This window comes from Syntrophotalea carbinolica DSM 2380, assembly GCF_000012885.1.
Classification (GTDB): Bacteria; Desulfobacterota; Desulfuromonadia; order Desulfuromonadales; family Syntrophotaleaceae; genus Syntrophotalea; species Syntrophotalea carbinolica.
The window spans coordinates 1,829,170-1,852,960 of record NC_007498.2 but is presented as its reverse complement, the minus strand read 5'-3'; the positions used below and the strand labels follow the sequence as shown (position 1 = coordinate 1,852,960).

At 51.0% G+C, this 23,791-nt stretch carries 24 protein-coding genes and 1 tRNA gene; 5 read left to right on the top strand and 20 right to left on the bottom strand.

Going from position 1 to position 23,791, the window contains the following annotated elements:
- Nucleotides 1-27: 27 nt before the first annotated feature.
- The 6 genes from PCAR_RS08845 to PCAR_RS08815 form a co-directional block, all read right to left on the bottom strand.
- A complete protein-coding gene (locus PCAR_RS08845; RefSeq protein ID WP_011341313.1) occupies nt 28-876 on the bottom strand; it encodes an ATP-binding protein in 849 nt (282 codons plus the stop codon).
- Nucleotides 877-970: 94 nt separating this feature from the next.
- Entirely contained in the window at nt 971-1,333 is a 363-nt protein-coding gene (locus tag PCAR_RS08840; protein ID WP_011341312.1) for a NifB/NifX family molybdenum-iron cluster-binding protein, read from the bottom strand.
- 22 nt (nt 1,334-1,355) lie between these two features.
- Nucleotides 1,356-1,799: a CGGC domain-containing protein gene (locus tag PCAR_RS08835; protein ID WP_011341311.1), complete on the bottom strand. Its 444-nt coding sequence runs from the start codon at nt 1,797-1,799 to the stop codon at nt 1,356-1,358.
- A 155-nt stretch (nt 1,800-1,954) separates the two neighbouring features.
- On the bottom strand, nt 1,955-2,269 hold the full coding sequence (locus PCAR_RS18370) for a DUF5320 domain-containing protein (protein WP_200858962.1): 315 nt from the start codon (nt 2,267-2,269) through the stop codon (nt 1,955-1,957).
- A gap of 63 nt (nt 2,270-2,332) precedes the next feature.
- Nucleotides 2,333-2,938 carry a NifB/NifX family molybdenum-iron cluster-binding protein gene (locus PCAR_RS18365; protein WP_011341309.1) on the bottom strand — a complete coding sequence of 202 codons (606 nt, stop codon included), beginning with the start codon at nt 2,936-2,938 and terminating at the stop codon, nt 2,333-2,335.
- Nucleotides 2,939-3,129: 191 nt separating this feature from the next.
- On the bottom strand, nt 3,130-4,524 hold the full coding sequence (locus PCAR_RS08815) for a sigma-54 interaction domain-containing protein (protein ID WP_011341308.1): 1,395 nt from the start codon (nt 4,522-4,524) through the stop codon (nt 3,130-3,132).
- Nucleotides 4,525-4,920: 396 nt separating this feature from the next.
- On the opposite strand from PCAR_RS08815, the gene PCAR_RS08810 reads away from it, so the two are divergent.
- Nucleotides 4,921-6,621 carry an FAD-dependent oxidoreductase gene (locus PCAR_RS08810; RefSeq protein ID WP_011341307.1) on the top strand — a complete coding sequence of 567 codons (1,701 nt, stop codon included), beginning with the start codon at nt 4,921-4,923 and terminating at the stop codon, nt 6,619-6,621.
- Nucleotides 6,622-6,790: 169 nt separating this feature from the next.
- A complete protein-coding gene (locus tag PCAR_RS08805; protein ID WP_011341306.1) occupies nt 6,791-7,762 on the top strand; it encodes an arsenic resistance protein in 972 nt (323 codons plus the stop codon).
- Between the two features lie 227 nt (nt 7,763-7,989).
- On the opposite strand, the gene PCAR_RS08800 is transcribed toward PCAR_RS08805, so the two are convergent.
- From PCAR_RS08800 to PCAR_RS08790, 3 genes are all read right to left on the bottom strand, one after another.
- The gene (locus PCAR_RS08800) at nt 7,990-8,763 is read right to left on the bottom strand and encodes a hypothetical protein (RefSeq protein ID WP_011341305.1); all 774 of its coding nucleotides are present in this window, start codon (nt 8,761-8,763) and stop codon (nt 7,990-7,992) included.
- Between the two features lie 244 nt (nt 8,764-9,007).
- Entirely contained in the window at nt 9,008-9,778 is a 771-nt protein-coding gene (locus PCAR_RS08795) for an ABC transporter permease (RefSeq protein WP_011341304.1), read from the bottom strand.
- Nucleotides 9,775-10,719: an ABC transporter ATP-binding protein gene (locus PCAR_RS08790; RefSeq protein WP_011341303.1), complete on the bottom strand. Its 945-nt coding sequence runs from the start codon at nt 10,717-10,719 to the stop codon at nt 9,775-9,777. Before PCAR_RS08790 ends, PCAR_RS08795 begins: the two co-directional genes overlap by 4 nt.
- A gap of 467 nt (nt 10,720-11,186) precedes the next feature.
- Here PCAR_RS08790 and PCAR_RS19250 point away from each other — a divergent pair, with 467 nt between their 5' ends.
- Nucleotides 11,187-11,390, top strand: a complete 204-nt coding sequence (locus PCAR_RS19250) for a DUF1722 domain-containing protein (RefSeq protein ID WP_041531318.1) — start codon at nt 11,187-11,189, stop codon at nt 11,388-11,390.
- Nucleotides 11,391-11,494: 104 nt separating this feature from the next.
- Nucleotides 11,495-12,766, top strand: coding sequence for a pyridoxal phosphate-dependent aminotransferase (locus tag PCAR_RS08780; RefSeq protein ID WP_011341302.1), 1,272 nt, complete (start codon nt 11,495-11,497; stop codon nt 12,764-12,766).
- A gap of 383 nt (nt 12,767-13,149) precedes the next feature.
- Here PCAR_RS08780 and PCAR_RS18640 read toward each other — a convergent pair whose 3' ends face one another.
- Together PCAR_RS18640 and PCAR_RS18785 are read right to left on the bottom strand one after the other, a co-directional pair.
- Entirely contained in the window at nt 13,150-13,734 is a 585-nt protein-coding gene (locus PCAR_RS18640) for a flavin-binding protein (protein WP_011341301.1), read from the bottom strand.
- Between the two features lie 140 nt (nt 13,735-13,874).
- Nucleotides 13,875-14,048 carry a hypothetical protein gene (locus PCAR_RS18785; protein ID WP_011341300.1) on the bottom strand — a complete coding sequence of 58 codons (174 nt, stop codon included), beginning with the start codon at nt 14,046-14,048 and terminating at the stop codon, nt 13,875-13,877.
- 226 nt (nt 14,049-14,274) lie between these two features.
- Between PCAR_RS18785 and PCAR_RS08775 the strand changes: the two genes are divergently transcribed.
- A complete protein-coding gene (locus tag PCAR_RS08775; protein WP_041531317.1) occupies nt 14,275-14,676 on the top strand; it encodes a hypothetical protein in 402 nt (133 codons plus the stop codon).
- 805 nt (nt 14,677-15,481) lie between these two features.
- Here the strand turns inward: PCAR_RS08775 and PCAR_RS08770 are convergent.
- The 9 genes from PCAR_RS08770 to dut form a co-directional block, all read right to left on the bottom strand.
- Nucleotides 15,482-15,558, bottom strand: a tRNA-Pro gene (locus PCAR_RS08770).
- Nucleotides 15,559-15,678: 120 nt separating this feature from the next.
- Nucleotides 15,679-16,110 (bottom strand): ACT domain-containing protein, encoded by a 432-nt coding sequence (locus PCAR_RS08765; RefSeq protein WP_011341298.1) that lies wholly within the window; start codon nt 16,108-16,110, stop codon nt 15,679-15,681.
- Between the two features lie 30 nt (nt 16,111-16,140).
- Nucleotides 16,141-17,442, bottom strand: coding sequence for a phenylacetate--CoA ligase family protein (locus PCAR_RS08760; RefSeq protein WP_011341297.1), 1,302 nt, complete (start codon nt 17,440-17,442; stop codon nt 16,141-16,143).
- Nucleotides 17,443-17,458: 16 nt separating this feature from the next.
- Nucleotides 17,459-18,052 (bottom strand): indolepyruvate oxidoreductase subunit beta, encoded by a 594-nt coding sequence (locus PCAR_RS08755; protein WP_011341296.1) that lies wholly within the window; start codon nt 18,050-18,052, stop codon nt 17,459-17,461.
- Complete coding sequence (gene iorA / locus PCAR_RS08750) at nt 18,042-19,808, bottom strand: indolepyruvate ferredoxin oxidoreductase subunit alpha (protein ID WP_011341295.1); 1,767 nt, start codon at nt 19,806-19,808, stop codon at nt 18,042-18,044. The genes PCAR_RS08755 and iorA overlap by 11 nt, the downstream gene beginning before the upstream one ends.
- Before the next feature lie 101 nt (nt 19,809-19,909).
- Complete coding sequence (locus tag PCAR_RS08745; RefSeq protein WP_011341294.1) at nt 19,910-20,836, bottom strand: pppGpp 5'-phosphohydrolase and exopolyphosphatase; 927 nt, start codon at nt 20,834-20,836, stop codon at nt 19,910-19,912.
- Nucleotide 20,837: 1 nt separating this feature from the next.
- Complete coding sequence (locus PCAR_RS08740) at nt 20,838-22,526, bottom strand: Na/Pi cotransporter family protein (RefSeq protein ID WP_011341293.1); 1,689 nt, start codon at nt 22,524-22,526, stop codon at nt 20,838-20,840.
- Nucleotides 22,527-22,694: 168 nt separating this feature from the next.
- A complete protein-coding gene (locus PCAR_RS08735) occupies nt 22,695-23,309 on the bottom strand; it encodes an L-threonylcarbamoyladenylate synthase (protein ID WP_011341292.1) in 615 nt (204 codons plus the stop codon).
- A 38-nt stretch (nt 23,310-23,347) separates the two neighbouring features.
- On the bottom strand, nt 23,348-23,791 hold the full coding sequence (gene dut, locus PCAR_RS08730; RefSeq protein ID WP_011341291.1) for a dUTP diphosphatase: 444 nt from the start codon (nt 23,789-23,791) through the stop codon (nt 23,348-23,350).

Here is a 23,791-nt window from a genome sequence, read left to right as displayed (position 1 = left end):
GATTGTTCCGAATGCTCATTACAACCTTCAGGCGGTCTGAGTATTGAACTGATGCATGGTTTTCTCGATCAGTCCCTGAAACAGTTCCCGGTATTCAGGCAAGGCATCAACAATCAATTCTCCGCGGGAGTAGGCTTCCGCAATCCGTCTATCATCGGGAATTTCCAAAAGTACCGGAATCTGTTGTTCTTTGCAGAATTCATGTACCCGATTGTCGCCAACCCCGAACCGATTGACAACCACCCCGAAAGGAATGTCGATTTCCTGCATCATAGCCACGGCAAGCTTCAGATCGTTGAGCCCGAAGGGCGTTGGCTCCGTAACAAGTATAGCGAAATCGGTATCCTGCAAGGTGGCGATCACCGGACATGAGGTCCCGGGCGGTGCATCGAGAATCGCCGGAAGGCCCTGTTGCAAGCGGTTCTTTACGGCACGGATCAAGGGCGGAGCCATGGCCATCCCTATATCAAGCCGACCTTGGACCAGGAGGATGTTTTCCACCTCTGAAGTCTCGACGGTACCGATACGCTTGTCGATTTCGCCAATGGCTTTTTTAGGGCAGACAATGGAGCAGCCGCCGCATCCGTGACACATCTCGGGAAAAATAAGAGGCGTCGTGCCGAAAGAAACAATGGCATGATACTCGCAAAATTTGGCGCACTCGCCGCAGCATTCACAAAGTCCCTCATTGATTTGCGGAACAGGGATCGTAACCACGGTCTGCTCTTTCGGTTCAGACTGCAAAAAAAGATGGGCATTCGGCTCCTCCACATCGCAGTCCAATAGCTGTACTTTGGATCCGAGCATATGAGCCAGATTGACGGACACCGTCGTTTTACCGGTTCCCCCTTTACCCGAAGCCACAGTGATAATCATCGGCCCCCTCCTTTGCCCCATTGCTGGATTCCAGCCGAAACCGCAAGGTGCAGTCCGAAACTATTCCGGAAGCGAAATGTCGGCACAAGAGATCTCATTCCCAATGTCCTTCGACATCTGCGGCATTGGACTCTGTGAGTTTTCCCTGTTTGTATGCATCGAGCGCTTCGCCCACGGTACCCGCTTCGGAATAAAAAACCTTAACCCCTGCCGCCATCAGAACGCGAAACGCTTTAGGACCACAGTGACCGGAGACCAGAGCCTCGGCCCCGGAATTGGTCACTGTTCCCGCTGATTGAATACCGGCTCCCTGTGCCGCGTTTAAATTCTGCTGGTTGTCGACCATCTCGAATGTTTCATTTTCCAGATCATAGATGAGAAATTTACTGGCTCGACCGAAACGGGGATCCAGAGGTGCTGTGAGTTCGTTTCCCGATGTTGTGAATGCAATTTTCATTTTTTTATCCTATCTGTTTGCTTTAATTGTACGATTCCATGATGTCGCACGTCTCCGCCATAAGCTGAGGTGCGAGATCCTGCATGCCTGACTGTTCCCAGAAAGGTAATCGGTTGTGGGTTTCAAGATACTTCAATGGAATCGGATGGGTCCCGATAACAACCGGCAATTCGTAATGTTTTTCGATGAATTCCTTAAACTGTTTTATATGAGGACAAGGTGGATACCCTACCACCAACCCGGTTGCCAGATGGACAACGTCACACCCATTTTTCAAAAACTCGGCAGGAACATATTCCACGTTTCCACCCGGACAGCCCCCGCAACTGGCATATCCGACAATTTCAATCGCCTCGTCGGTGGCATACATAGAAAAACCGCCATGACGTTCACGCAAAGCCCGGAAACATTTGCCCCCACCGCAATCTCGGTAACGGGCACAGATAATGATGGCAATTTTTTTCATTTAGGTCCTTTGTATTGTGCTCCAAACTGGGAAAAAATTGGATGTATTCACCCGTTGCCACTTGAACAGGTATCGCCTTTTTGAAAGATCGCAAACGCCACTGCTGCGCTGGAGCTCACACCGGCGCAGCAGGCGTTGTTTGCTCTGAACGGCAATTATTCAGCTACCGTTTCCTTTTCAACCTCGGCCAGGCGCTTCTTGATCAACGCCAGTTCCGCCTGCAGGTCCTCAGCCTGTCTCTTGAGTAGTTGCTTTTGCATGTCCTGATCGGGTTGATCTGTGGGGCCATAAGGGACGCCATAACCAGCGAAGCGCGCACGACCCGGCAGACCGGTAGCATGGAACATGTTGCGCCATCCGCGACCCCTGCCGCAACTCATGCCGTACCCCCATCCCTGAACAGGATTGGCATAACCCGGCATTTCAAATCCGGCGCAGAATCCCGCTGCTCGTCCGGTTCTTGCTCCCATTCCTCTCGGTCCTGTTCCATCTCCTCTCGGCATATCCACTTCTCCTTTCTTGAAGGATGTTGGCTATTGCCTTGCCATATTGCTTCCGCACTTGGGGCATTTGCGCTCCACGCAAGGCACCCCGCGTTGATGAGGCTCTTTTTGCCCGCATTGCGGACAAATGCAATAACCCGTAGGGCCGGCAGCTTTCGGGCCGCCCATGCGACCGGCTCGCCCGGGAGTTTGGCCGCCTTGCCCTCGCCCGCTGCCTGCACCCATGCCACGTCCACTCTGTTTCATGGTATCGTCCTCCTTTTGTCCCTCGTGCATCATTCTGAATCGCCGTCCTCCTCGTCCGTTGCAACCTGGCATGTTAAAGGAACAACTATCCAAATCGCCACTACGCCAGCACCGTATAACCTCGTCGAGATCACCGGCAACAAAAGGGATCACCTGAATCCCGTAAGCGTTGATCAACTCATACATCGACCTGGAAATCGCACCACAAACCAACGTACCGATACCCAATTCAACCAGTCGAAGAACCTTCCGGACGGGCAGACCTTCTGCCAGAGCTTCCTGTGCCTCTCGGACAACATTTCCGGATTCGATATCGGCAACGTATATCTGGTGAGCGGTGTCGAAAACCGGTGCGATGCGATTATCCCAATGTGCAAATGCTATCTTCATTATGAGAACCCTTGGGTGCTGGTCATCGTTTACACCCATATATAGAGCAAGTGCAGTGCCAAATATGGCCCACGACTTGTTAACGCATAACCTATTGATAATAAAGAATATATGTTCTGGTCGGAAGCTGTTCTGAAGGGAGTGGAGTAGACAATTTGCTACTCTGGGGTAGTGCAAGGGGTGCAAGTTGGCTACTGTGGTTTCTTCCGGTTGGCGCGGCCATCCTGCGCGGGAAGTGGGATACCCAGCTTCTTCATTTTACGGAAAAGCGTGGTCTTGTGGATGCCGAGTTCCTTCGCTGCTGCCAGTCGGTTGAAAGAATTTCGTTCGAGTGCGGATCGAATAGCCTGGACGTCGAGAATATCATGGGCGGATCTAATATCGGTATCGGTATGCGCATCCGATGCAGCCCCATGCCCTGTCAACTCCTTGGGCAGATGTTCAATGCCGATATCCCCGTCGCTGCAAAGGATGAAAGCCCGTTCGACAATATTTTCCAGTTCACGAATGTTGCCTGGCCAATCGTGGGCCATAAGCAGAGACAATGCCTCCGCGGTGATTCCCTTCACGGATCTTTGCTGCAATCGATTGAACTGGACGATAAACTGCTCTACGAGAAAGGGGATATCTTCTTTTCGCCGGTGCAGCGGGGGCAGTTCGATACGCACCACATTTACCCGGTAATAGAGATCTTCACGGAAAATTCCTTGCCGAACCTGGCTGGAAAGATCTTTGTTAGTCGCTACGATAATCCTGACATCGGCGTTTTCGGAGCGGATCCCTCCGAGAGGCTCGTATGTGCGTTCCTGTAGCACGCGCAACAACCTGATCTGGAGGGCGGGGCTTATCTCTCCGATTTCATCGAGAAACAGGGTCCCTCCCCTGGCCAAAGCAAAACGGCCCGGTTTATCCTTGTTGGCGCCAGTGAAAGCTCCGGCTTTGTAGCCAAACAACTCCGACTCCAGAAGCGTATCGGGCAGCGCACCGCAATTGACCGCGATAAAGGGTCCCTTGTGGCGAGGGCTGAGAGAATGAATTGTCCGTGCCATCAACTCCTTGCCGGTGCCGGTCTCTCCAAGGATCAGCACCGTACTGGGACTGGCGGCAATAGCGGGCAAAACCTCGAAAACACGCTGCATGAGAGGACTTCGGCTGGTCAAATCGCCAACCCGGAATTTACCTCCGAGTTCCTGACGCAGTGCCTCGATTTCAGAAAGATCGCGAAAGGTTTCCGCGCCACCTATGACATTACCGGCGGCATCACGCAAAACAGCCGTGGAAATACTGATGGGAATACGGTCGCCATCCGCGTTGATGATGTACCCGGATTTACCGATAATGGGTTCATCGGCTTCCATGGTTTGCCTGAGTGCACAGGCGGTCCCGCACAAACTGGAACGAAATACTTCCGAACAGCGGCGACCGATTGCCTCTTGCCGCGAAACGCCTGTGATCTCTTCGGCGGCTCGATTAAACGAGGTAACGCGCCAATCCATATCCACGGTGAACACCCCGTCCGATATGCTCTCCAGAATAGCTTCGGTCATCGTATGAATTTTGTATCCAGGCTTCTTTTCACTATTCATCCCGATGTACTCCCAAAAATCCGATCCGGTTTATGCGCGTAAAATAAAAACACTGGCCTTTATTTCTAATGAAAAGGGTAACAGAATAAAAACTCAGGGTCATTTCGATTATCATCCCACACCGGTCAATTTAGGGCAAGAGATGAGGCATCTCATCGCTTTGCTATGCAATTCTCTGTATCGGATCGAAAAAATTCCACTCCTGCAAAGCTCAACACCCACCTCATGGAATGTGATCTAACTACCTATATAACAACATTAAAATAATCGTATCCAACCAACGGTATTCAAACATAGTCAATAAGGCGAACACATCTTGCGGCTAAAAAAAACTTGCTAAGTGTATCTTGCATCTGTTATTTCGTATATAACGTTTTCCATATAGGAGGATTAAACATGGATAAAAAGAAACACATTGTAGTAATCGGTGGCTCCGCAGCGGGCCCCAAAACAGCAGCCCGGGCCAAGCGCCTTGATCAGGATGCCGAGGTAACCATCATTCAGATGGCACCGGAACTGTCGATGGCATCCTGCGGTTACCCCTATTTCGTCGGTGGCGTGTTCAATGACCGCAATCAGTTGTTGAGCACCCCTTATGGAGAGGTACGGGATCCGGATTTCTTTTGGAATACAAAGGGTATTACGGCCCGCACCAGCACCGAAGTTACCGCTATTGACCGGGAAAAGCGATTGGTCACCTGCCGCAACCTTGAAACGAATGACATTGACCAGGTGCCTTACGACAAGCTGGTCATCGCTACCGGAGCCACAGCACGCAAACCCCCATTGCCTGGAATCGATCTGGAGGGGGTTACGACGCTGCAATCAATGAAGGATGCAGACTTTTTGCGTAAAATCCGTGACGATAAAGACATCACCAATGCAGTGGTCATCGGCGGCGGCCTGATCGGTATAGAAACCTGTGAAGCCCTGCAGCTATCCGGGATAGACATCACGGTTGTGGAACTGTTACCTCAGATTCTCATGTTTCTTGACTGGGAACTGGCCAAAATTCTTGAAAACCATGTCAAGAGCAAGGCGGCCAACGTATTGACGGATATCGGCGTGGCCGAATTCATCGGCAAAGATGGAAAGCTAACCGCCGTAAAACTGGCCAACGGTACCGAATTACCCTGCAACCTGGCGGTTATGGCCATTGGCGTACAACCCAACACGCGATTGGCCGATGAGGCGGGTCTCAAGATCGGTCCTACCGGTGGTATTGAGGTCAATCCGTTCATGCAAACTACCGATCCCAATATTTACGCTGTCGGTGACTGCGTGGAAATCAACCATCGCATCACCGGCGCTCGAACCCGCGCCCCTTTCGGCGATCTGGCAAATTTACAGGGCCGCGTAACCGGAGAAAACGTGGTGCTCGGCAACACGGCTCAATTCCCCGGAACCATCCATACCGGCATCTGCAAGGTTTTCGATTTTTCCGCGGGCTCCACGGGCCTGTCCGAGGCTAACGCAAAAGCGGCCGGATACGAAAACATCGTCACGGTTATCAACGCAAGTCTTGACAAGCCGGAGTTCATGGGCGCCAAGCTGCTGATCTCCAAACTGGTAGCAGATGGTCGCACAGGAAAGATCCTCGGCGTTCAGTGCGTTGGTCCCGGCGATGTCAGTAAACAGATCGCAACCGCCGCTATGGCCATACTCGGCAACCTGACTGTGCACGACCTGGTCAATGCCGATCTGCCTTATGCACCACCTTTCAGTCTCCCCATCGACCACTTCATCGCCTCTGCCCACTTGCTGGAGAATAAGATGAAAGGCAGGCTGAACGGCATCTCTTCTCTGGAAATGAAAAAGCTGCTTGACAGCGAGTCTACTCCCTTTATCCTCGATGTCAGGACACCAGACGAATACAACATGATGCGCATCGGTATCGGCGAAACCTTGATTCCTATTTCAGACCTGCGCAATCGACTGCAAGACCTTCCGCAAGACAAAGATCAGGAAATCGTTTGCTACTGCAAAATTTCCTTGCGCGGTTACGAAGCTCAGAGACTCCTTGAAGCCCACGGTTGGAAAAACGTCAAGGTGCTTGAAGGTGGCGTAATGGCGTGGCCTTTCGGTCGGGAGAAATAGTTCTCAAAATCCGTAAGCGTTGAAATTTACGGTCATGCCGCACAAGTGTCATGGGAGGCATCTTTCCCGTATTTATATCCCATTGTCAAAAGATCTGATTCCAACGGTTGCCCATACGGTAATTCGTATGGGCAACCATCAATAAGACCCGCCATCCTCTGGAGGCCCTATGTGGAAGATCCTAGGCTATTTGCAAAGAAATCTTATCTGGACAATCCCCGCCATGATGCTGGCCGGTTTGGCAACCGGTTACCTATTCCCGGTGGCGAGCCTGAGAAGTACTATCGTGCCCCTGACTTTTCTCATGGTTTATCCAATGATGGTCAACTTACAAATTGACAAGGTCTTTTCCGCGACTGGCCTGCGTTGCCAGATTGTGACCCAGGCCATCAACTTCGCGCTGATCCCTTTTATCGCCTACGGACTGGGGCAGTGGTTCTTTGCCGACAGGCCACTGATCGCTCTTGGTCTGCTATTGGCCGCTCTGTTGCCTACCAGCGGTATGACCATCACCTGGACCGGTTTTGCCAAAGGGGACATCAATGCTGCGATCAAGATGACGGTCATCGGTTTGGTGGTTGGCTCCATTGCCACGCCCTTATACGTCCAATCCCTGATGGGTACAGTCATTGAAATTCCTCTATTGGAGGTCTTCAAACAGATAGCACTGATCGTTTTCGTCCCAATGATACTCGGTTATTTGACGCAAAAAGGATTGATTCGCAAATACGGTCGGGAAGTTTATCAGCGGGATCTTAAAAAACGATTCCCCATGGTCTCGACTCTGGGCGTGCTCGGTATCGTCTTTGTAGCCATGGCGCTTAAAGCTGACAGTATTCTCCAACAGCCGGGAACGTTGCTGATTTACCTTTTCCCCCTGGCCCTTTTATATTTCATCAACTTTGCTCTGAGCACTTTGGTCGGAAAATTGTTTTTTTCCCGTGGTGAGGGCATCGCGTTAATTTATGGTACCGTTATGCGCAATCTGTCCATCGCCCTGGCTATCGCCATGACAGTATTCAGGGAAAACGGAGCGGAAATCGCAATCATTATTGCCCTAGCCTATGTCGTTCAGGTCCAGGCGGCAGCGTGGTACGTGAAATTTTCCGACCGCATTTTCGGTTTAGCCCCAGAGGGATAAATGCATTGAACGGGCGGCTTGATACCATAACTGCCAGGTCCCGCTTTTTCGTGACAGACCTAATAACCACGGTTTTCAAGGAACAGTTTTTTGTTCTTGTAAATGTCAGCCATATCAGATTTCAGCTCCTTTGAAGGTTCCTAGTTGTAACTATGGGTCGAAAAGGAGCTGAAATATAGGCCAAACAGCCGAATTTGCAGCCGGATCGTGGATAGTCCGACAGACTCCTAGGCAGGACTCTCGCCGTGAACTTTCCCGGTCCATCGGTCAAGCCAGGCAGCATCTGCATCAAATGGGTTTGTATTCATCGCGAAAACAAAGAAGTATGGATAGTGTTTGTGGATGTAATCCATATACGCTACCCACTGCTGAGTAAGCAGGCCGTAAGCGCGTTCGAGATCTTGCTTCGTGTGCTGCCGGTCCTCTTCAGAGAGATCTGTCAGGTCTCGAGCGGCAAGTTCTTCGGTAATATGGAACACCGCCATAAGGGATTCCGTAAAACTCTCGTGTTCAAGAAGATTCGGATTTTGAAGAAGGGAGACCAAGAACCCCCGACGGTCGCGTAGAAACATCTCGAGGTTGCCAAGATTCACCTGCGCCAGATCTATGTTGCCGCGATATCCCGAAATCTTAGCGTTCGCTGCTTTAAAATCCGGGGCCTGTTCGTTGCAATCCATGACAACAGCGTTGCGAATCGAGGGAAGCGTTGTATCGGCACTTGACAAATATGCTATTAAGGGTTTACCGAATTCACTGAAGAATGTTTCAATTACCATGTTCAATTTTTGAAGTTTAGACCGTTTGTCCCATTCGTTAAGAAGGTGATGGATGATCATTGTAACAAGCAAAACTTCAATAAAAACAAAAGCCACATCTCCGACCAAATAAATGAAAATGTGGTGGGCATCATGAAATATCAAGTAATGCAAGGCATAGAAAAATACCGACAAAAGCAGAAGGAATAATCCAAGTAATATACGCCAGTTTAGCAACTGTTTCATGTCAGACTCCTTATCCAATGCTAGCAAGATGCAGGTAACAGGTTATGGTTTCTTTTGAATAGTTCTTCTAGTAGTTACATAGACGAGGCGTGACCAAGTTTTTGCTTGGCATCTACTGCGTTTTGGCATCATTTGTTCTCGAATCGCATATTATCCGTTGTCGCACGGAAGTTTTTATTTTCTCTCGCTTGCTGATACTTCAGATAGGTGCATTTCGGTAAAACTTGAAATCATAAGAATTCTTTCACAAACCTTTCCCCCGCCAAATATTGTGAAATTTGCAGGCCGCCAGAAACATTGTCACCGTAAACAAAACCAGCATAAAGAAGTTCAGCCAAACGGGGAAATACGCCGATTGCCCGAAACCAGAGCGAATCAATGAACTGGCATAGGATAACGGTGAAATCGGTGCAAGCCACCGGGCCCAAACAGGCATCTTGGCAATCGGTATAAATATTCCACTCACAAAAAGCAGCGGGAGTCGCACCAGGTTCGACAGCAGCATGGTGTTAGAGGGGGTTCTTGCAGGGAATGAAGACAGAAGCACCCCTAAAGAAGCAAAGCTCAGTGCAGATATGATGATTCCAGCAATAAGCAGCGACATGTTCCTGACAGAGGCATCGGTAAGAACAAGCCCCAGTAAAACCGGAATTGCCGAAAAACAGGCTCCGAAGATGAATCCGCTAATGACGTCTCCCGCCAGTATCGCGGGCAGCGCAACAGGCGTTGATATCAGACGTTCATAAGTCTTGCCGCTCCGTTCCCAGGGAGTTACCAATGGTCCGACCGCGCTGGAAGTAAACCAAAGTGCCATAGCAACCATGCCTGGAACAATATTTCCTGTCGCGATAGGACGGCCCATCTTGAACGCAAGAAAGAAAAAAACTGGAAAAAGAACCCCGAAGATAAGCACCGGCGGCTTCAGATAGTACAGTCGCGCATTCTTCTTAAGGATGACCAGCGAACCATGCAACTGGTGTGGCCAACGCTGAACCGTCTCCCTTTGATCCGTCATTGCACAGGGTTCTCCTTTTGCCCACCCGTAAAGTGTAGAAATACATCCTCCAGACTGGGCTTACGGTTGCAGAGATCCCGGATTTCCAGCCCCCTCCTGTCTGCCAGCCGGATGACCTCGGTCAGCACGTGGCCAGGCGACTCGGTGTACAACCGAAAAACCCCATTGTTCGCATCAATCTGTGAGACCCCCGGCAGCGATTCGAGCTCTTCATACCCGGGCATGATCCCCCCAAAACGCACTTCAACGAATTGACGGGAGCTCATGGCACTGCGCAGTCTTTCCGGTGTGTCTATGGCAACAATGTTTCCTTTGTCGATAATCGCTACACGGGTGCACATCTCACTGGCCTCACTCATATTGTGCGTGGTCAGGAATACCGTAAGACCCTTCCGGTTCAAATCGCTAACTACACGGCGTATCAGTCCCGCACTTTGGACGTCCAGTCCGCTAGTAGGTTCATCGAGAAACAATATATCCGGATTCGTTACCAACGCGGCACATAGCATTACTCTTTGCCGAAGCCCTTTGGAGAGTTCGCAGGCTTTCTGTTTCTTTCGCTCCGTCAGTCCGAGTTCGTCAAGCAGACGCGCAGCTTCCCGGAATCGTTGATGTCGTGCAACACCGTGTAATTCTGCCATGAGCATGATATTCTCCCAGACAGAAAGATCGCGGTATACATTCGCCTCCTCGGGAACGACGGCGATGTGCGCTCGGGACAGCACCCCCTCTTTACGGATGTCGTGGCCCTGTATGGTTGCGGTACCCTCCGTGGGATCGATCACGCCTGTAAGCATGCGAACAGTTGTCGTTTTGCCGGCTCCGTTTGGCCCCAGAAATCCGAAGATCTCGCCTTGATAAACGTCGAATTCTACGCGGTTCACTGCGACCAAGTCGCCAAACTTCCGTGTCAGACCTTTAACCTTAATAGTTGACTTCATTCCCCTTTAATATCCTTGCTAAACACCGCAATGGCCTCCTTTTTTCTGAGGCCCTCCCCCCCCCCTCGTTTCAACTCTAACATCTATCTGAAAAGTCGTTTCGAACCTTTACCAAAAAATAGGAAAAGGGACAGCAAAATCGGCGGATGCCCAGGAAACTATGGGGCATTTAACACGATACGAGGAATCCGTATTTTCCTTAATAAGACATCACTACTTCGAATGACGGGCGCCCTCTCGAACGAGTTCCACGCGGACTGGTAAGCACGTCAATGTCGGAATATTACCGACTCCCACGATTAACTGTGCTTCTTTAAGGATGAGACCATATCGATTCGTTGATTTTCAGCGCCAATCAGACGAAACGAAATCTGCAGCAATCTTTTAAACTTGCTCTTGGTGGTAAAATGTTTTGCTACAATTGACTCTAATCGATGAGATTTGGCGAATCTTGACTTAACGGAAAGGTGCCGGGAGAGGCTTGCAAGAAAAATTCCCCGAAGCGATTTTTACCTTCCCAAATTGCCAATCTCGTTAATACTTCCGGTTACTTTAAGAGGCCGTTTTCTATCGATGAAAAGCAGGAGGTGCAGAAACTTTTCAGCCAGTACCGGCACGGCATGATCCCCTTGAACGTGCAGATCAAACTTCTGAACTACTTATGTGCGTAAATACCGCCTGCCCTATCCGGCCGAGCAACTCTATCCGAACCCTATCCAGTTGAGCAGCATCTGCGCACGGGACTTAAAAACCTGACTCACGAAGGAGGAACAATATGTATCCGGCCCTCAATCCGTTGGTGCTTAGCCTCAAGGAATCCGCCACCCTGGCCATCAATCTCAAGGCCCTCGAGATGCGCCGCCAGGGCAAGGAAGTGTTTCATTTCGGCTTCGGTCAGTCTCCTTTTCCGGTACCTGAACCGCTGCAGCAGGCCCTGCGGTCCAATGTTGATAAAAAAGATTACCTGCCGACCCGAGGCTTGCCCGAGCTATGCCAGGCTGTAGCCGGCTTTTACCAACAGGAGTTCGGTTATGAATTTGCGGCGGAAAACGTCTGCATCGGCCCCGGTAGCAAAGAACTGATTTTTCAGACCATATACCTCATGGAAGGACCGCTCCTGGTACCGGCTCCAAGCTGGGTCAGCTACGGCCCTCAGGCGGCATTGCGAGGCAAAGAGATCGTACCCATCCCGACCCGGCGCGACAACGGCTACCGGTTACAACCCGAAGAACTCGATCGGGCCTGCAACCGCCTCGGCCAGTGCCAGAAGCTGCTTATACTCAATAACCCCAACAACCCTACCGGCGCCTTCTATCGTAAAAGCGAAATCGAAGAAATGGCCGCGATCTGCCGCGCCTATCAGGTGGTGGTCATCTCCGATGAAATCTATGCCATGCTCAATTTCACGGATCGGCCTCATTGCAGCATCGCCCAATACTATCCAGAAGGGACCATCGTAACAGGCGGCCTGTCCAAGTCCTTTGCTGCCGGCGGTTACCGACTCGGAGTGATGCTGGTTCCACACGGGCTACAACTGGTGCTTGAAGCCCTCAAATCGGTGATCAGCGAAACCTTCAGCGCCGTTTCCGCACCAATCCAATACGCCGCCCTTGAAGCCTACGGCAATTTCGAAACAGTGCGACCGTTTGTGCAACGCACCAATGAAATTCATCGCTGGGCGTGCGAATATCTGCATCGGCGTTTTACCGGCATGGGGCTTAACTGCCCGCGTCCGGAAGGTGCGTTTTACCTCTTCCCCGATTTTCAGAATCAGCGCGAGGCTCTGCGCAAGCAGGGGATATTCACTGGCCGCCAGTTATGCGATCTACTGCTCGAACAGGCCCGTGTGGCAGTATTGCCGGGATCCGATTTTTATCTGGGCGCAACCGAGCTCGGAGTACGGGTCGCCGGCGTCGATTACGACGGAGCCGCCGCCCTGAAGGCCTGGCCCGGTTTCGAGCAAATCAACGACGTTCTGGCAGAACGGCTCTTTCCGCGCCTGGTTGGTGGCTGCGACCGTCTGGAACAGTTTCTCTCTGAGTTGTAAGGAGGGTTTCTCGGTGAGGCTTTAAAGACCTTCAATAAGATCGTATATTCAAGAGACAAAGAAGCAAGCTCTCTGCCCCTCTACTCTACGAGACCCCCGCCTGTTGAAACGGGCGGGGGTCTCGTGTTTTAGAGCTCGTACTAACTAACAGGATAGTTGCTCGAAAGTCTACATCACGCCATACCAAAGCCCCAGAGTAGACCGATACCGACAAATACAGCAAGAAGCAGATTTTCTACCGATAGTCGCTTGATCCCGCGCAGGTAGTTTCCATACCGCAAAACGCTGCTGAAATCATTCGCCTAAGATTTCCAAGGCTTTTCGACATCATAATTTGATAGAAAATTTGAATGAGATGTACGATCGATAAGAACAAGGATGGGTTATATTGGTTTAGCGTTAGACAAACTTCGACCCAAGGCACGGGCTTTCTCTATAGGAAGATCGTCAATGCAGGTGGAATAATGATTATAAGAAGATACCAGACCGATCAAATCAAACCCGCCAGCACTTAAAGTTTTTAACAGATAGCAATCCGCAGGGCGATTGCTTACCTGGTTTATAGAAGCATGAGGCGTTTTTTTCTCCGAGCACACCACAACAGCCGACCTGCCATGATGCCAAGGGCAGGTTTCCCCTTTGTTATTTTTAAAATTAAGAGATGCGGAAATGCGCTCGAGCAAGTGAACGAACCTCCCACCCAGGGCATCCGGAGTCGTACTTAATCCTACCACCAGCGCATCGGCCGCAAAGACCATACGACCAACCCGGTGTGCATCATCTTCAGGCAGAACACAGTCTCCATGCGGACGGCACCTGTGGCACTTTTTGCAGGTGGCAATATTCAATGCGGCCACATCTACCCATTGGATCTCATGAGACACTGAAATCTCATCGCATAGGCACTTGAGCAGAATATATTCTCCCAAGTCATCTTCAGAGCAATCGCACAGGATAACAGCGGTCATAGTCTCCTCTTCAAGCGTAGGAAATCAGGTTGAATGGGACTCATTATTATAACCACAGATTAACCGAATGCAAAAACTATTTCTTAGAATGGGAAAACCGTTTGCACAAAGAGCACCAGCGGAATTCAATCTTGTGTCACTCAGTTACCTCGGGTACTTCGCATGGCACCTGGGCCGAAACCGTGAACAACGGTCCTCTCATTCTTGCCGGCACGACTGCCTTTCAGACCGCATTTCAGGAGTAAACGTTCAATCAGGCCAAGTTTGCGTTGCTGGCGGGGTTGACGAAAAGGAATAACTTTGCACTTTCCCATACATACCTCCCTGCTTAAAAACGCTGATTACGTGGCGGGATTCGCGATCCTCTTTTATACATATAAATCAAATGATGAAAATGGCAAGGCTTGCTACCTGCGTAGCCACATTAAACGCCCTGTTATACAGACAAATAGTGTGAGGAGTGAGGTGCGATTATGGATACCACTCCGAGCCTTATCGCGAAGGGTTCGTATCCCTTGTCATTTCAAAAAGGAGCTTGTCGTGGAAACACCATCCAAAATGCACACCACTGTAAATATCCTTTTTACCGCCGCTGCTTATGCCGACATTTCCCCAGCTGACCTTCTCCAGATCACTGCCGTTGCCTTGGCCGAAAAGCGTTGTAATTGCCGTTACCTGCGAACTGGGGACTGCATCGCCTGTCGCGAAGCTGATTATCTCCATGAGATCGACGGCATGGTTTCTGATCTCTCCGCCGCCGTGGTTCACATTGTCGAAGACTGCCAGATCCCCGGTGCCGACCTGGTGGTGCTGCTGCCGCTGATCGTCGACAGCTTGCTGAATAGGAATCCTGCCGCCCGCATCTGCGACGGAGATGCCATGTGTCCGCTCTGTACCGCTGCCAGGGAACCGGATCTAACGGCCCGAACCTTGGCGGCTTAATCGATAAACGTCAAAATACAAAGGAAAAAGCCCCCGCGTCATGGTTGGCAAGGGGGCTTTCTTTATGCTGTAAAAACACGAAAACCTCCGGCGGCATGCCAGAGGCCTTCATGATCGCTGCGTCGGCCATCGCAACGAATGAGTTACCCGCTTAATTTTCCCATAATGTATACGGCTTGGCAAGGCACGTTTGAAGATTATTGCCGGAATCGGTGGGGAATGGCGAACCGAGCGGCCTACCAGTATATCGAAGCGTCGACTGTTACTGAAAAAGTGTCCAATGGAACACAAACGCAACCATAGAACGCCAAGCCCGCCCACTCACGAAACTCCAACCGGAAGAACAGCCAATTGCCCAGATACACAAAAGCCCCACCACTATGGCAGGGCTCATGCTCGTTACGTGCCGCAAGCACACTAACTCAACAGCTCTGATATTCCAATTCCGACTGAGGCAAAACAATTGGATCCTCCTCGAACGGAATAAACAGTAAAGAATTATTCTCACCTTTGCATCCAGGTATCCATACAAAATTCTTAAGGGGCCTTCCTGACCGTTAAGCCGGGGGTGACGCGCAGATCCCGGACTTTTGCTAGATGGAGGTCAATTTTTTAGGATGAAAAATCCCCCCCCATGTAATTCGAGATCATAACCTGCGAGCGTTTTTTCCGGACGTGGATATTTTTTTAAACGAGTTTAATGCAAAGGGCAACTGAACGACAACCAGAAAACGTAATCACCCAGAACGCAAAAAGGCCACCCATTGCTGAGTGGCCTAAGTGCTTGTTTTTGCAAGTCGCTGAATGGTCGGGGCGAGAGGATTTGAACCTCCGACCCCCTGCACCCCATGCAGGTGCGCTACCAGGCTGCGCTACGCCCCGTCAATCAACGAGGTCGGATTATGCTGCATCCGACAGTAATTGTCAAGGGAAAATTATTTCTTTTTCCCCAAAAAAAAACCCTTAAAAATCAAAGAACTTCAGGGTGTTAACCAAAAGCGGCTAGACGTTGTAGACATTTTCTCCCGACAGAATTCTGATGCCGTTATCCTGCAACACCTTAATGGCATCGTCAGCATTGTCGAAGCGGAAAATGATGACGGCATTTTCCCCTCTGCGTTCCACGAATGCATAGAGGTATTCGACGGTTATCTGGGCTATATCGAGCTGATTAAGTATTTCCGCCAGCCCCAAAGGCCGATCGGGAACCTCTACCGCCACGACATCGGTTTTGGTGACTGTAAATTCATGTTCGGCGAGAACCTTCTTCGCCAAATCAATTTTGTCCACGATGAGACGCAAAACGCCGAAATCGGTAGTATCTGCCAAGGACAAGGCCCGGATATTGACCCCCGACTTCCCAAGCACCGTGGTTACCTCAGCAAGACGACCGGGGATATTTTCAATAAAAATGGAAATCTGCTGAACCTTCATGCGACCTCCTATGCTTCAAGATATAGGTGATTACTTGGGACGTTGATCAATAACGCGCTTGGCTTTTCCCTCTGACCGCGCCAGGGTTTTGGGCTCAACCAGGCGAACTTTGCATGTAATGCCAAGAAGTTCTTTAATTTCCTTGCGTATCCGGCTGGACAGATCCTGAAGGGGTTTGATGGCATCCGAAAAGGTCCCCTCGTTGACTTCTACCTGAACTTCCAGCGTATCGAGATTTTCCTCCCGACTGACGATCAGCTGATAATGAGGCTCAACCCCTTCGATCCCCATCAGAACGCTTTCAATCTGCGAGGGGAAAACATTCACCCCGCGAATGATGAGCATATCGTCGCTGCGGCCACTCATGCGTTCCAGACGACGGTGCGTACGTCCGCAACAGCACGGCTCCACAATTAACCGGGTGATATCCCTTGTCCGATAGCGGATCATGGGGATGCCTTCCTTGGTTATCGTGGTAATCACCAACTCGCCCTGCTCTCCCGGTGGCAATACCTCGCCGGTATCGGGATTGATAATCTCGGCGATAAAATGATCTTCCCAGATGTGCAAGCCATGCTGCGCTTCAATGCATTCGATGGCCACGCCGGGGCCGAGAATTTCGGACAATCCGTAAATATCGATGGCCTTGATATTAAGCTTTTCCTCGATCTCCTTCCGGATCGACTCACTCCAGGGCTCCGCACCCATGATACCGACTCGCAAGGGAAAACTTTTGATGTCGATATTTTGTTCGGCTGCGATCTCGGCAAGATACAGACTGTAGGACGGGGTGCAGGTCAAAACCGTGGAACCGAAATCCTGCATAATCATGATCTGTTTCTTGCTGTTGCCACCCGACATGGGGATAACCGCCGCGCCAAGTTTTTCGGCACCGTAATGCGCTCCCAATCCCCCGGTAAAAAGACCATAACCATAGGCATTATGAATGACATCCCCGCGTCCGACGCCCGCGGCCCCGAATGACCGGGCCATCAACTCGGACCAGATTTCGATATCGCGCCGGGTATAACCGACCACGGTCGGTTTGCCGGTTGTCCCGGAGGACGCGTGAATCCGCACGATGCGTTCCAGGGGTACGGCAAAGAGCCCGTAAGGATAATTGTCGCGCATGTCCTGTTTCAAGGTGAACGGCAGGCGCTGCAGATCCGCAAGCGATTTTATTTTATCGGGTGTTACCCCCGCCTTTTGGAAGGCATTGCGATAAAAGGGCACCGTAGCGTAAACGCGTTCCAGAGTATGTTGCAATCGTTTAAGTTGCAGCGACTCTATGGCTTCACGCGGAAGGGTTTCAAATTCCTCGTTCCAGAGCATGATAACCTGCCTCCTATTAACTGCAAGCGAGCGCGGCACGGCTGCCCAACGTGAAGGCCTCGAGGTTCGCCTCCAGGAACCGTTCGGGCACCATGCAACGTAGCGTATCAGTCCAAAGTTGATTATCTATAGGCAAAGCACCGGACATGGCACCCAGTAAAGCCATATTGACCGTGCGCGGATTGCCGACCTGCTTTGCCAGATCTGCGCCCTTTACCAGCAACGTATCCGGGAAAGCCTGTTGGATTTTTGCTTGAACGTTATCCGGGTAAGTCTCTTTTCCAAGAGTAACCGGTGGCGGCAAGATCTTGAGATCATTGACTATAATCTTGGCACCTTTGCGTAGCAGGGGCAAATAACGATAGGTTTCGAGCAACTCGAAGCCTAACAGAATATCCCCTTCCCCCTCGGGGATGATGGAGGAATATACCTTGGTGCCGAAACGAATGTGGGACACGACACTGCCACCGCGCTGTGCCATACCATGAATTTCATTTTTTTTAACATCGTATCCGGCCAACATAAGCACCTCGGAAAGAACTTCGCTGGCCAACAGGATACCCTGCCCGCCCACTCCGGAGATAAGAACGTTGGTTACTTTATCCTTCACTGTGGCCTCCTATGGCATCAAAATGACACATCTGCGGGCACAAACCGCAGCCGCAGCATAACAAGGGATTGATCACGGCTTTCCCCTTGTCCCCGGCGTCAGGCTGCCATTCGATGGCAGGGCATCCAAGTTGAAGGCAGGCCTTGCACCCGGTACACTTTTCAGCGTCCACTTTAAGCGCAGCCTGTCTCTTCACAGGATCGCGTTTAACCAGCATACAGGCACGGCGGGCGATGACCACGGAAACCTCCGGGCGCTCCATTTCGGCCTTGATCACGGTACGCGTATGATCGATATCGTAGGGATCTACCACGGTGACATTCTTTACCCCGACGCTACGGCAGAGCGCTTCAATATCAATGCGGTAGGATGGATCGCCTGCCAGAGTATAACCGGAGCCGGGGTTTTCCTGACGACCGGTCATGGCAGTAGTACGATTGTCCAGAATGAGAACGGTTGCTTTGGAATTGTTATAGACCATATCCATCAGACCGTTAATCCCGGTGTGAAGGAACGTCGAATCCCCGATAACCGCCACAATGCGCTGGGCCTCCTCGGCATTGAGTACCTTGGCCATGCCGGTAGCGTTACCGATACTGGCGCCCATGCAAATGCAGGTATCCATGGCCGACAGGGGTTCCATAAAACCGAGGGTATAGCAACCTATGTCGCCTGTTACAAATGCCTTGAGGCGATTAAGAGTCAAAAACACACTGCGGTGAGGACAACCGGGGCACATGTTAGGCGGCCGGTTGGGCAAAGGTTCCTGGGGAGCATGAAACGGTACGTCTTCTTTCCCGGTTAAAGCCTTTTTCAAGCGTCCGGGGGTGAGCTCGCCACAGATGGGCAGGATATCTTTGCCATGTACCGCAATACCCATGGCACGAACCTGTTCTTCGATAAACGGATCCAGTTCCTCGATCACATACAGGGTATCGTAACGGCTGGCAAAATCCCGAATCAACTGTTTAGGCAAGGGGTACACCATCCCGAGTTTGAGAATATCCGCTTCCGGCAGAGTCTCTTTGGCATACAGATAAGAAACGCCGCTGGTTATAACCCCGATTTTGCCCTCTCCGATCTCGATGCGGTTAAAAGGTTGCTGGCAGGCCCATTCCTCCATGCGGTGCAGGCGATCTTCGATAACCACATGTCGTTTGCGGGCATTACCGGGTAGCATGACGAATTTGGCGGGATCTTTTTTAATCGATGTATCCGGCAGCGAGGTTACCGGTTCGCCAATTTCAACCACCGACTTGGAATGGGATATACGTGTGGTGGAACGCAGAAAAACAGGCGTATCGAATTGCTCGCTGACTTCCAGTGCCAGACGCGTGAAATCAAGGGCTTCCTGGCTGTCTGCCGGCTCGAACATAGGCATTTTGGCAAACTTGGCATAGTTACGGTTGTCCTGTTCATTCTGTGAAGAATGCAGTTCCGGATCATCGGCCGTCACCAGCACCAGCCCGCCACGGACCCCCGTATACGACAACGTAAAAAGCGGATCGGCTGCGACATTCACACCTACATGCTTCATAGCGACAAGTGCACGACCCCCGCCAAAGGAAGCTCCGATACCGACCTCGAGCGCCACCTTTTCATTGGGTGCCCAGGATGCATCGACGGTCGGATACCGGGTAATGTTTTCAAGGATCTCGGTGCTCGGAGTACCGGGGTAAGCAGAAGCAACCTTAACGCCGGCCTCGAAAGCTCCTCGAGCAATCGCCTCGTTTCCAGATAACATGGTGCGTTTCATGCTAGGTCCTTTTCAGTCTGCAATATTATGATTTTTATTCAAAATGATGTTTTAGAACAACAAGAGTGACTATAGGGAACCATCTTAGGCTTGTCAATTCCTCATGAAACGAATTGCCGGGAAGCCATCTGCAACAGGACCCCCTCCAGTAAACCGAAATCACTGACCTTCGTCATATTTTTCCCGAAAACATCAAGCAGCGCCAGAGTAATGCGAAGGCCCGGAACGATAAGATCTCCCCTCCCCTTTTCGAGTCCTGCCAACTGTTCCCGTTGTTCGACAGACATGGGAGAAAGAGATTTCAGCATCGCGGTCAGTTCCGCATGAAATAGAACCTGATTATTGATGCGCAGACCATCGTAGTCGATCATACGCAATTTCATGGCTGCCAGCGATGTTACGGTACCGGCGGTGCCGACCAGCAGAGTATCGGAAGCCATGGCGTGCTCAAAGTGGGAGGATTTTTTCAGATCGGCAACGGCAAGTGAAAAAATTTTCGATATGTACCGTTGCTGTGCAACGTCCTCCGGATACATTTCACACAGTTCCACAACGCCAAGAGGATAGCTTTTTTTGAATAAAACCTTCTCTTTATGGCTGAAAATCAATTCGGTACTGCCCCCGCCGATATCGAACATCAGGCAGCTTTCCGGTGGCGGAGCGAGAGCGGCAATCATACCGGCGCAACTCAATCGCGCCTCTTCCTCGCCGTCGATAATCTCCAGTCGGATGCCTGCATGGTCCTGCACCCGGCTAACGAATTCATCGGCATTGGGAGCACGGCGCAGCGCCTCGGTACCGACAACGCGTACCTGCTCTACGCCGGCTTGTGCAATGATATTCTGCAGATCCAGCAAAGCGTTGAAAGTATGATCCATGCTTTGCCTGGCTAGACCGACACGGGGATCATAGTTTCCGGCCAGGCGCGTAATATGGCGTACATACCGAACCGGCTTGATGATACCGTGGCAGACCTCTCCCAAAAGGAGACGCACCGTATTTGATCCGACATCGACCCCCGCCAGCATGTTATTTATCCCCGATGACAGCTTTGCTGACATTAAAGGCATGACTGCCGATTTTGGAAAAACCATGCAGCATATCGATATAAATGAGACCCTGCTGGACAGAACATTCCCCTGTATTCAGTCGCGAAATGTGATTGTTCCTGAGGGTGTCTTCCAGATCGTCCACCACCCCGACCATAAAGCTCGATTTTGATTTTATGGTGGTATCTCCGCGATCGAAGGCATCGATAACAAAAGCCAGAAAGTCCCTGGTTTTTTGAGAAAGCTCTTCGATTTCCTGGACAGCCACGGGGGACAGAGCCTGACGCAAATCACGGAGTCTGCCTGCAAGTTTCCACAATGATTCGCAGTGATCGCCTACCCGTTCGAGGTCGTTGACAATATGCATCATGGAAGCTACGTCGCGTGACATGTCCTGGGTGATGGATTTTTGGGATAGATTGACAAGGAAATCTGTGATCTCTTTTTGCAGCAGATCCACGATTTCTTCTTGTTTATCAAGCGCCGTAAGATGTTTTTCGTTGCCGTCACGGAAAAAGGCCATGGTTCCATCCAGCATTTCAAGGGTGATATGGGCCATCCGTTTGGTTTCGGAACGTGCCTGGCCAAGAGCAATTGGCGGGGTATTGAGCACGCGATTGTCGATATATTTCAGATGAAATTCCATCATCTCATCCTTACCGGGTAGCATCAGGCAAGCGAGTTTGGCCAGCAGCCCGATAAGGGGTAGAAAGAGCAAAGTATTGACGATATTGAAAAGACTGTGCGCATTCGCGATATGCCAGGCAATATTGGGTTTATCTCCAATGGCCGCGCCAAAGGTAGCTGCATCCGCAGTACCGCGAATCACGAAGTTGGGGTCGCCAGGCGTCAGGCTGTCGACCAGGTGCAAAAACACCGGGAAGATAAGAAGAATAACCAGGACTCCCAGAACATTGAACAGTAGATGAGCCAAGGCGGTACGTCGCGCGGCCAGGTTGGTTCCAATGGCAGCCAGATTGGCGGTAATGGTGGTACCGATGTTTTCGCCTAAGATAAGGGCCACGCTGACATCGAAAGCAAGCAACCCACTGCTGGCCAGAGCCATGGTAATGCCGATGGTGGCACTGCTGCTTTGCACCGCAATAGTAAGCAACGCTCCTGAAGCGATAGCCAGCAGATAGTTGTCGCCGACCATAAGGAAAAAGTCATGGAAGGCAGTGCTGCCTTTGAGAGGATCAAACGCCCCTTTCATGGTGGCTAAGCCAAAAAACAGAATACCGAAGCCAAGCAGAATTTCCCCACCGTAGATCCATTTCTTGCTGCGGGCAAAAAGCTTGAGACCGGTACCGATGCCGATGGCCGGCAATGCAAAATGGGTAATTTTAAGCGCAAGAAGCTGCGCTGTAACGGTTGTTCCGATATTGGCACCAAGAACGACGCCAATAGCCTGCACCAGGGTCATCAAACCGGCATTGACGAACCCGATAACCATGACAGTCGTAGCACTGGACGACTGAATGATGGCCGTAACGGCCAGACCGACGAAGGTTCCGATCAACCGGTTGTTGGTCAAGGCCGCAAGAATTTTGCGCATCCGGTCGCCGGCGACCTTTTGCAGCCCCTCCGACATAATTTTCATGCCGAACAAAAACAGTCCCAGGCCACCCATGAGTCCAAAGATGGTAGCCTGATTGAAAAAATCCAGCATGAAAATGGTCCTCCCTCGATCAACCGCAGACAACAGAAGGTAAAAATTAACATAAACCGCCGGCACTATACCCGATAGCTCATGTTTTTTCAAGAAGGACCGAAAGGAAGCTCAAGTTGCAACACAACGAGTCTTCCATTGGAGGGAAAGTTTGAAGGTCGCGGAGAATTACAGTTGATGAATCCAGCTGATATCCCCGGCTCCCTGGCGTAGCACTTCAATATTATCGTCGATCAGGCTGATGACCGTTGATGCCTCGCCCTTGATAATGCCGCCATCGACGACCATATTGATCTGCTTACCCAGTTCTTCCTCGATGAGGGAAGGATCGCAACAGGGCTCTTCACCGGAAAGGTTGGCACTGGTGGTTACAAGGGGGTGCCCCAACTCCCTTACGATAGCCAGTGAAATAGGATTGGAGGGAATCCGGATACCCACGGTTTTTTGCTTGGTCACCAAAAGATCCGGGACCACGCGAGTCGCCTCGAGCACGAAAGTATAGGGGCCGGGAAGATAGCGTTTCATAATTTTGAAAGCGAAATTACTGACCTGTGCGTAATTCGCTACATCGGAGAGATCGGCGCAGATAAAGGAGAAAGGCTTACGATGGACACGCTCCTTGATCTGGTAAATCCTCTTAATGCCCTTGCGGTTGAAGATATCGCACCCCAGGCCGTAAATGGTATCCGTGGGATATGCAACGATTCCACCCTGCTTGATGCACTCCACAACGCGACTGATCAGACGTTTTTGCGGCGTTTCGGGATTAATGGTAAGTATCATAGCAAGGCTCCCTTTTCTGGTGTTCCTCCGAAAGAAAGTTAAAAACCGGTATGACCGAAGCCACCTTCATTGCGATCCGTTTCGTCCAGTTCTTCAACCGTTTCAAGGACGGCTCGATGAACCGGGGCTATGACCAACTGAGCTATTCTATCGCCGGGCGACACAACAAAATCCTCATCGCCATGGTTGATAATAATGATACCCAATTCTCCGCGATAGTCAGCATCGATGGTGCCGGGCGTATTGACCAGGGTAACGCCGTGATGCAGAGCGAGCCCCGAGCGCGGTCGCACCTGCCCTTCGTATCCGACAGGGATAGCCAGGGCGATACCTGTGGGGACGATAGTCCTGCAACCGGGTTTAACCACGACTTCGCCATCCGGGCACGCATAGAGATCCATACCGGCGGCATGCGGACTCATGTAGGCTGGCAACATTGCCTTTGAATGCAATCTTTTAACTTTAATTGTAATGGTTTTCAT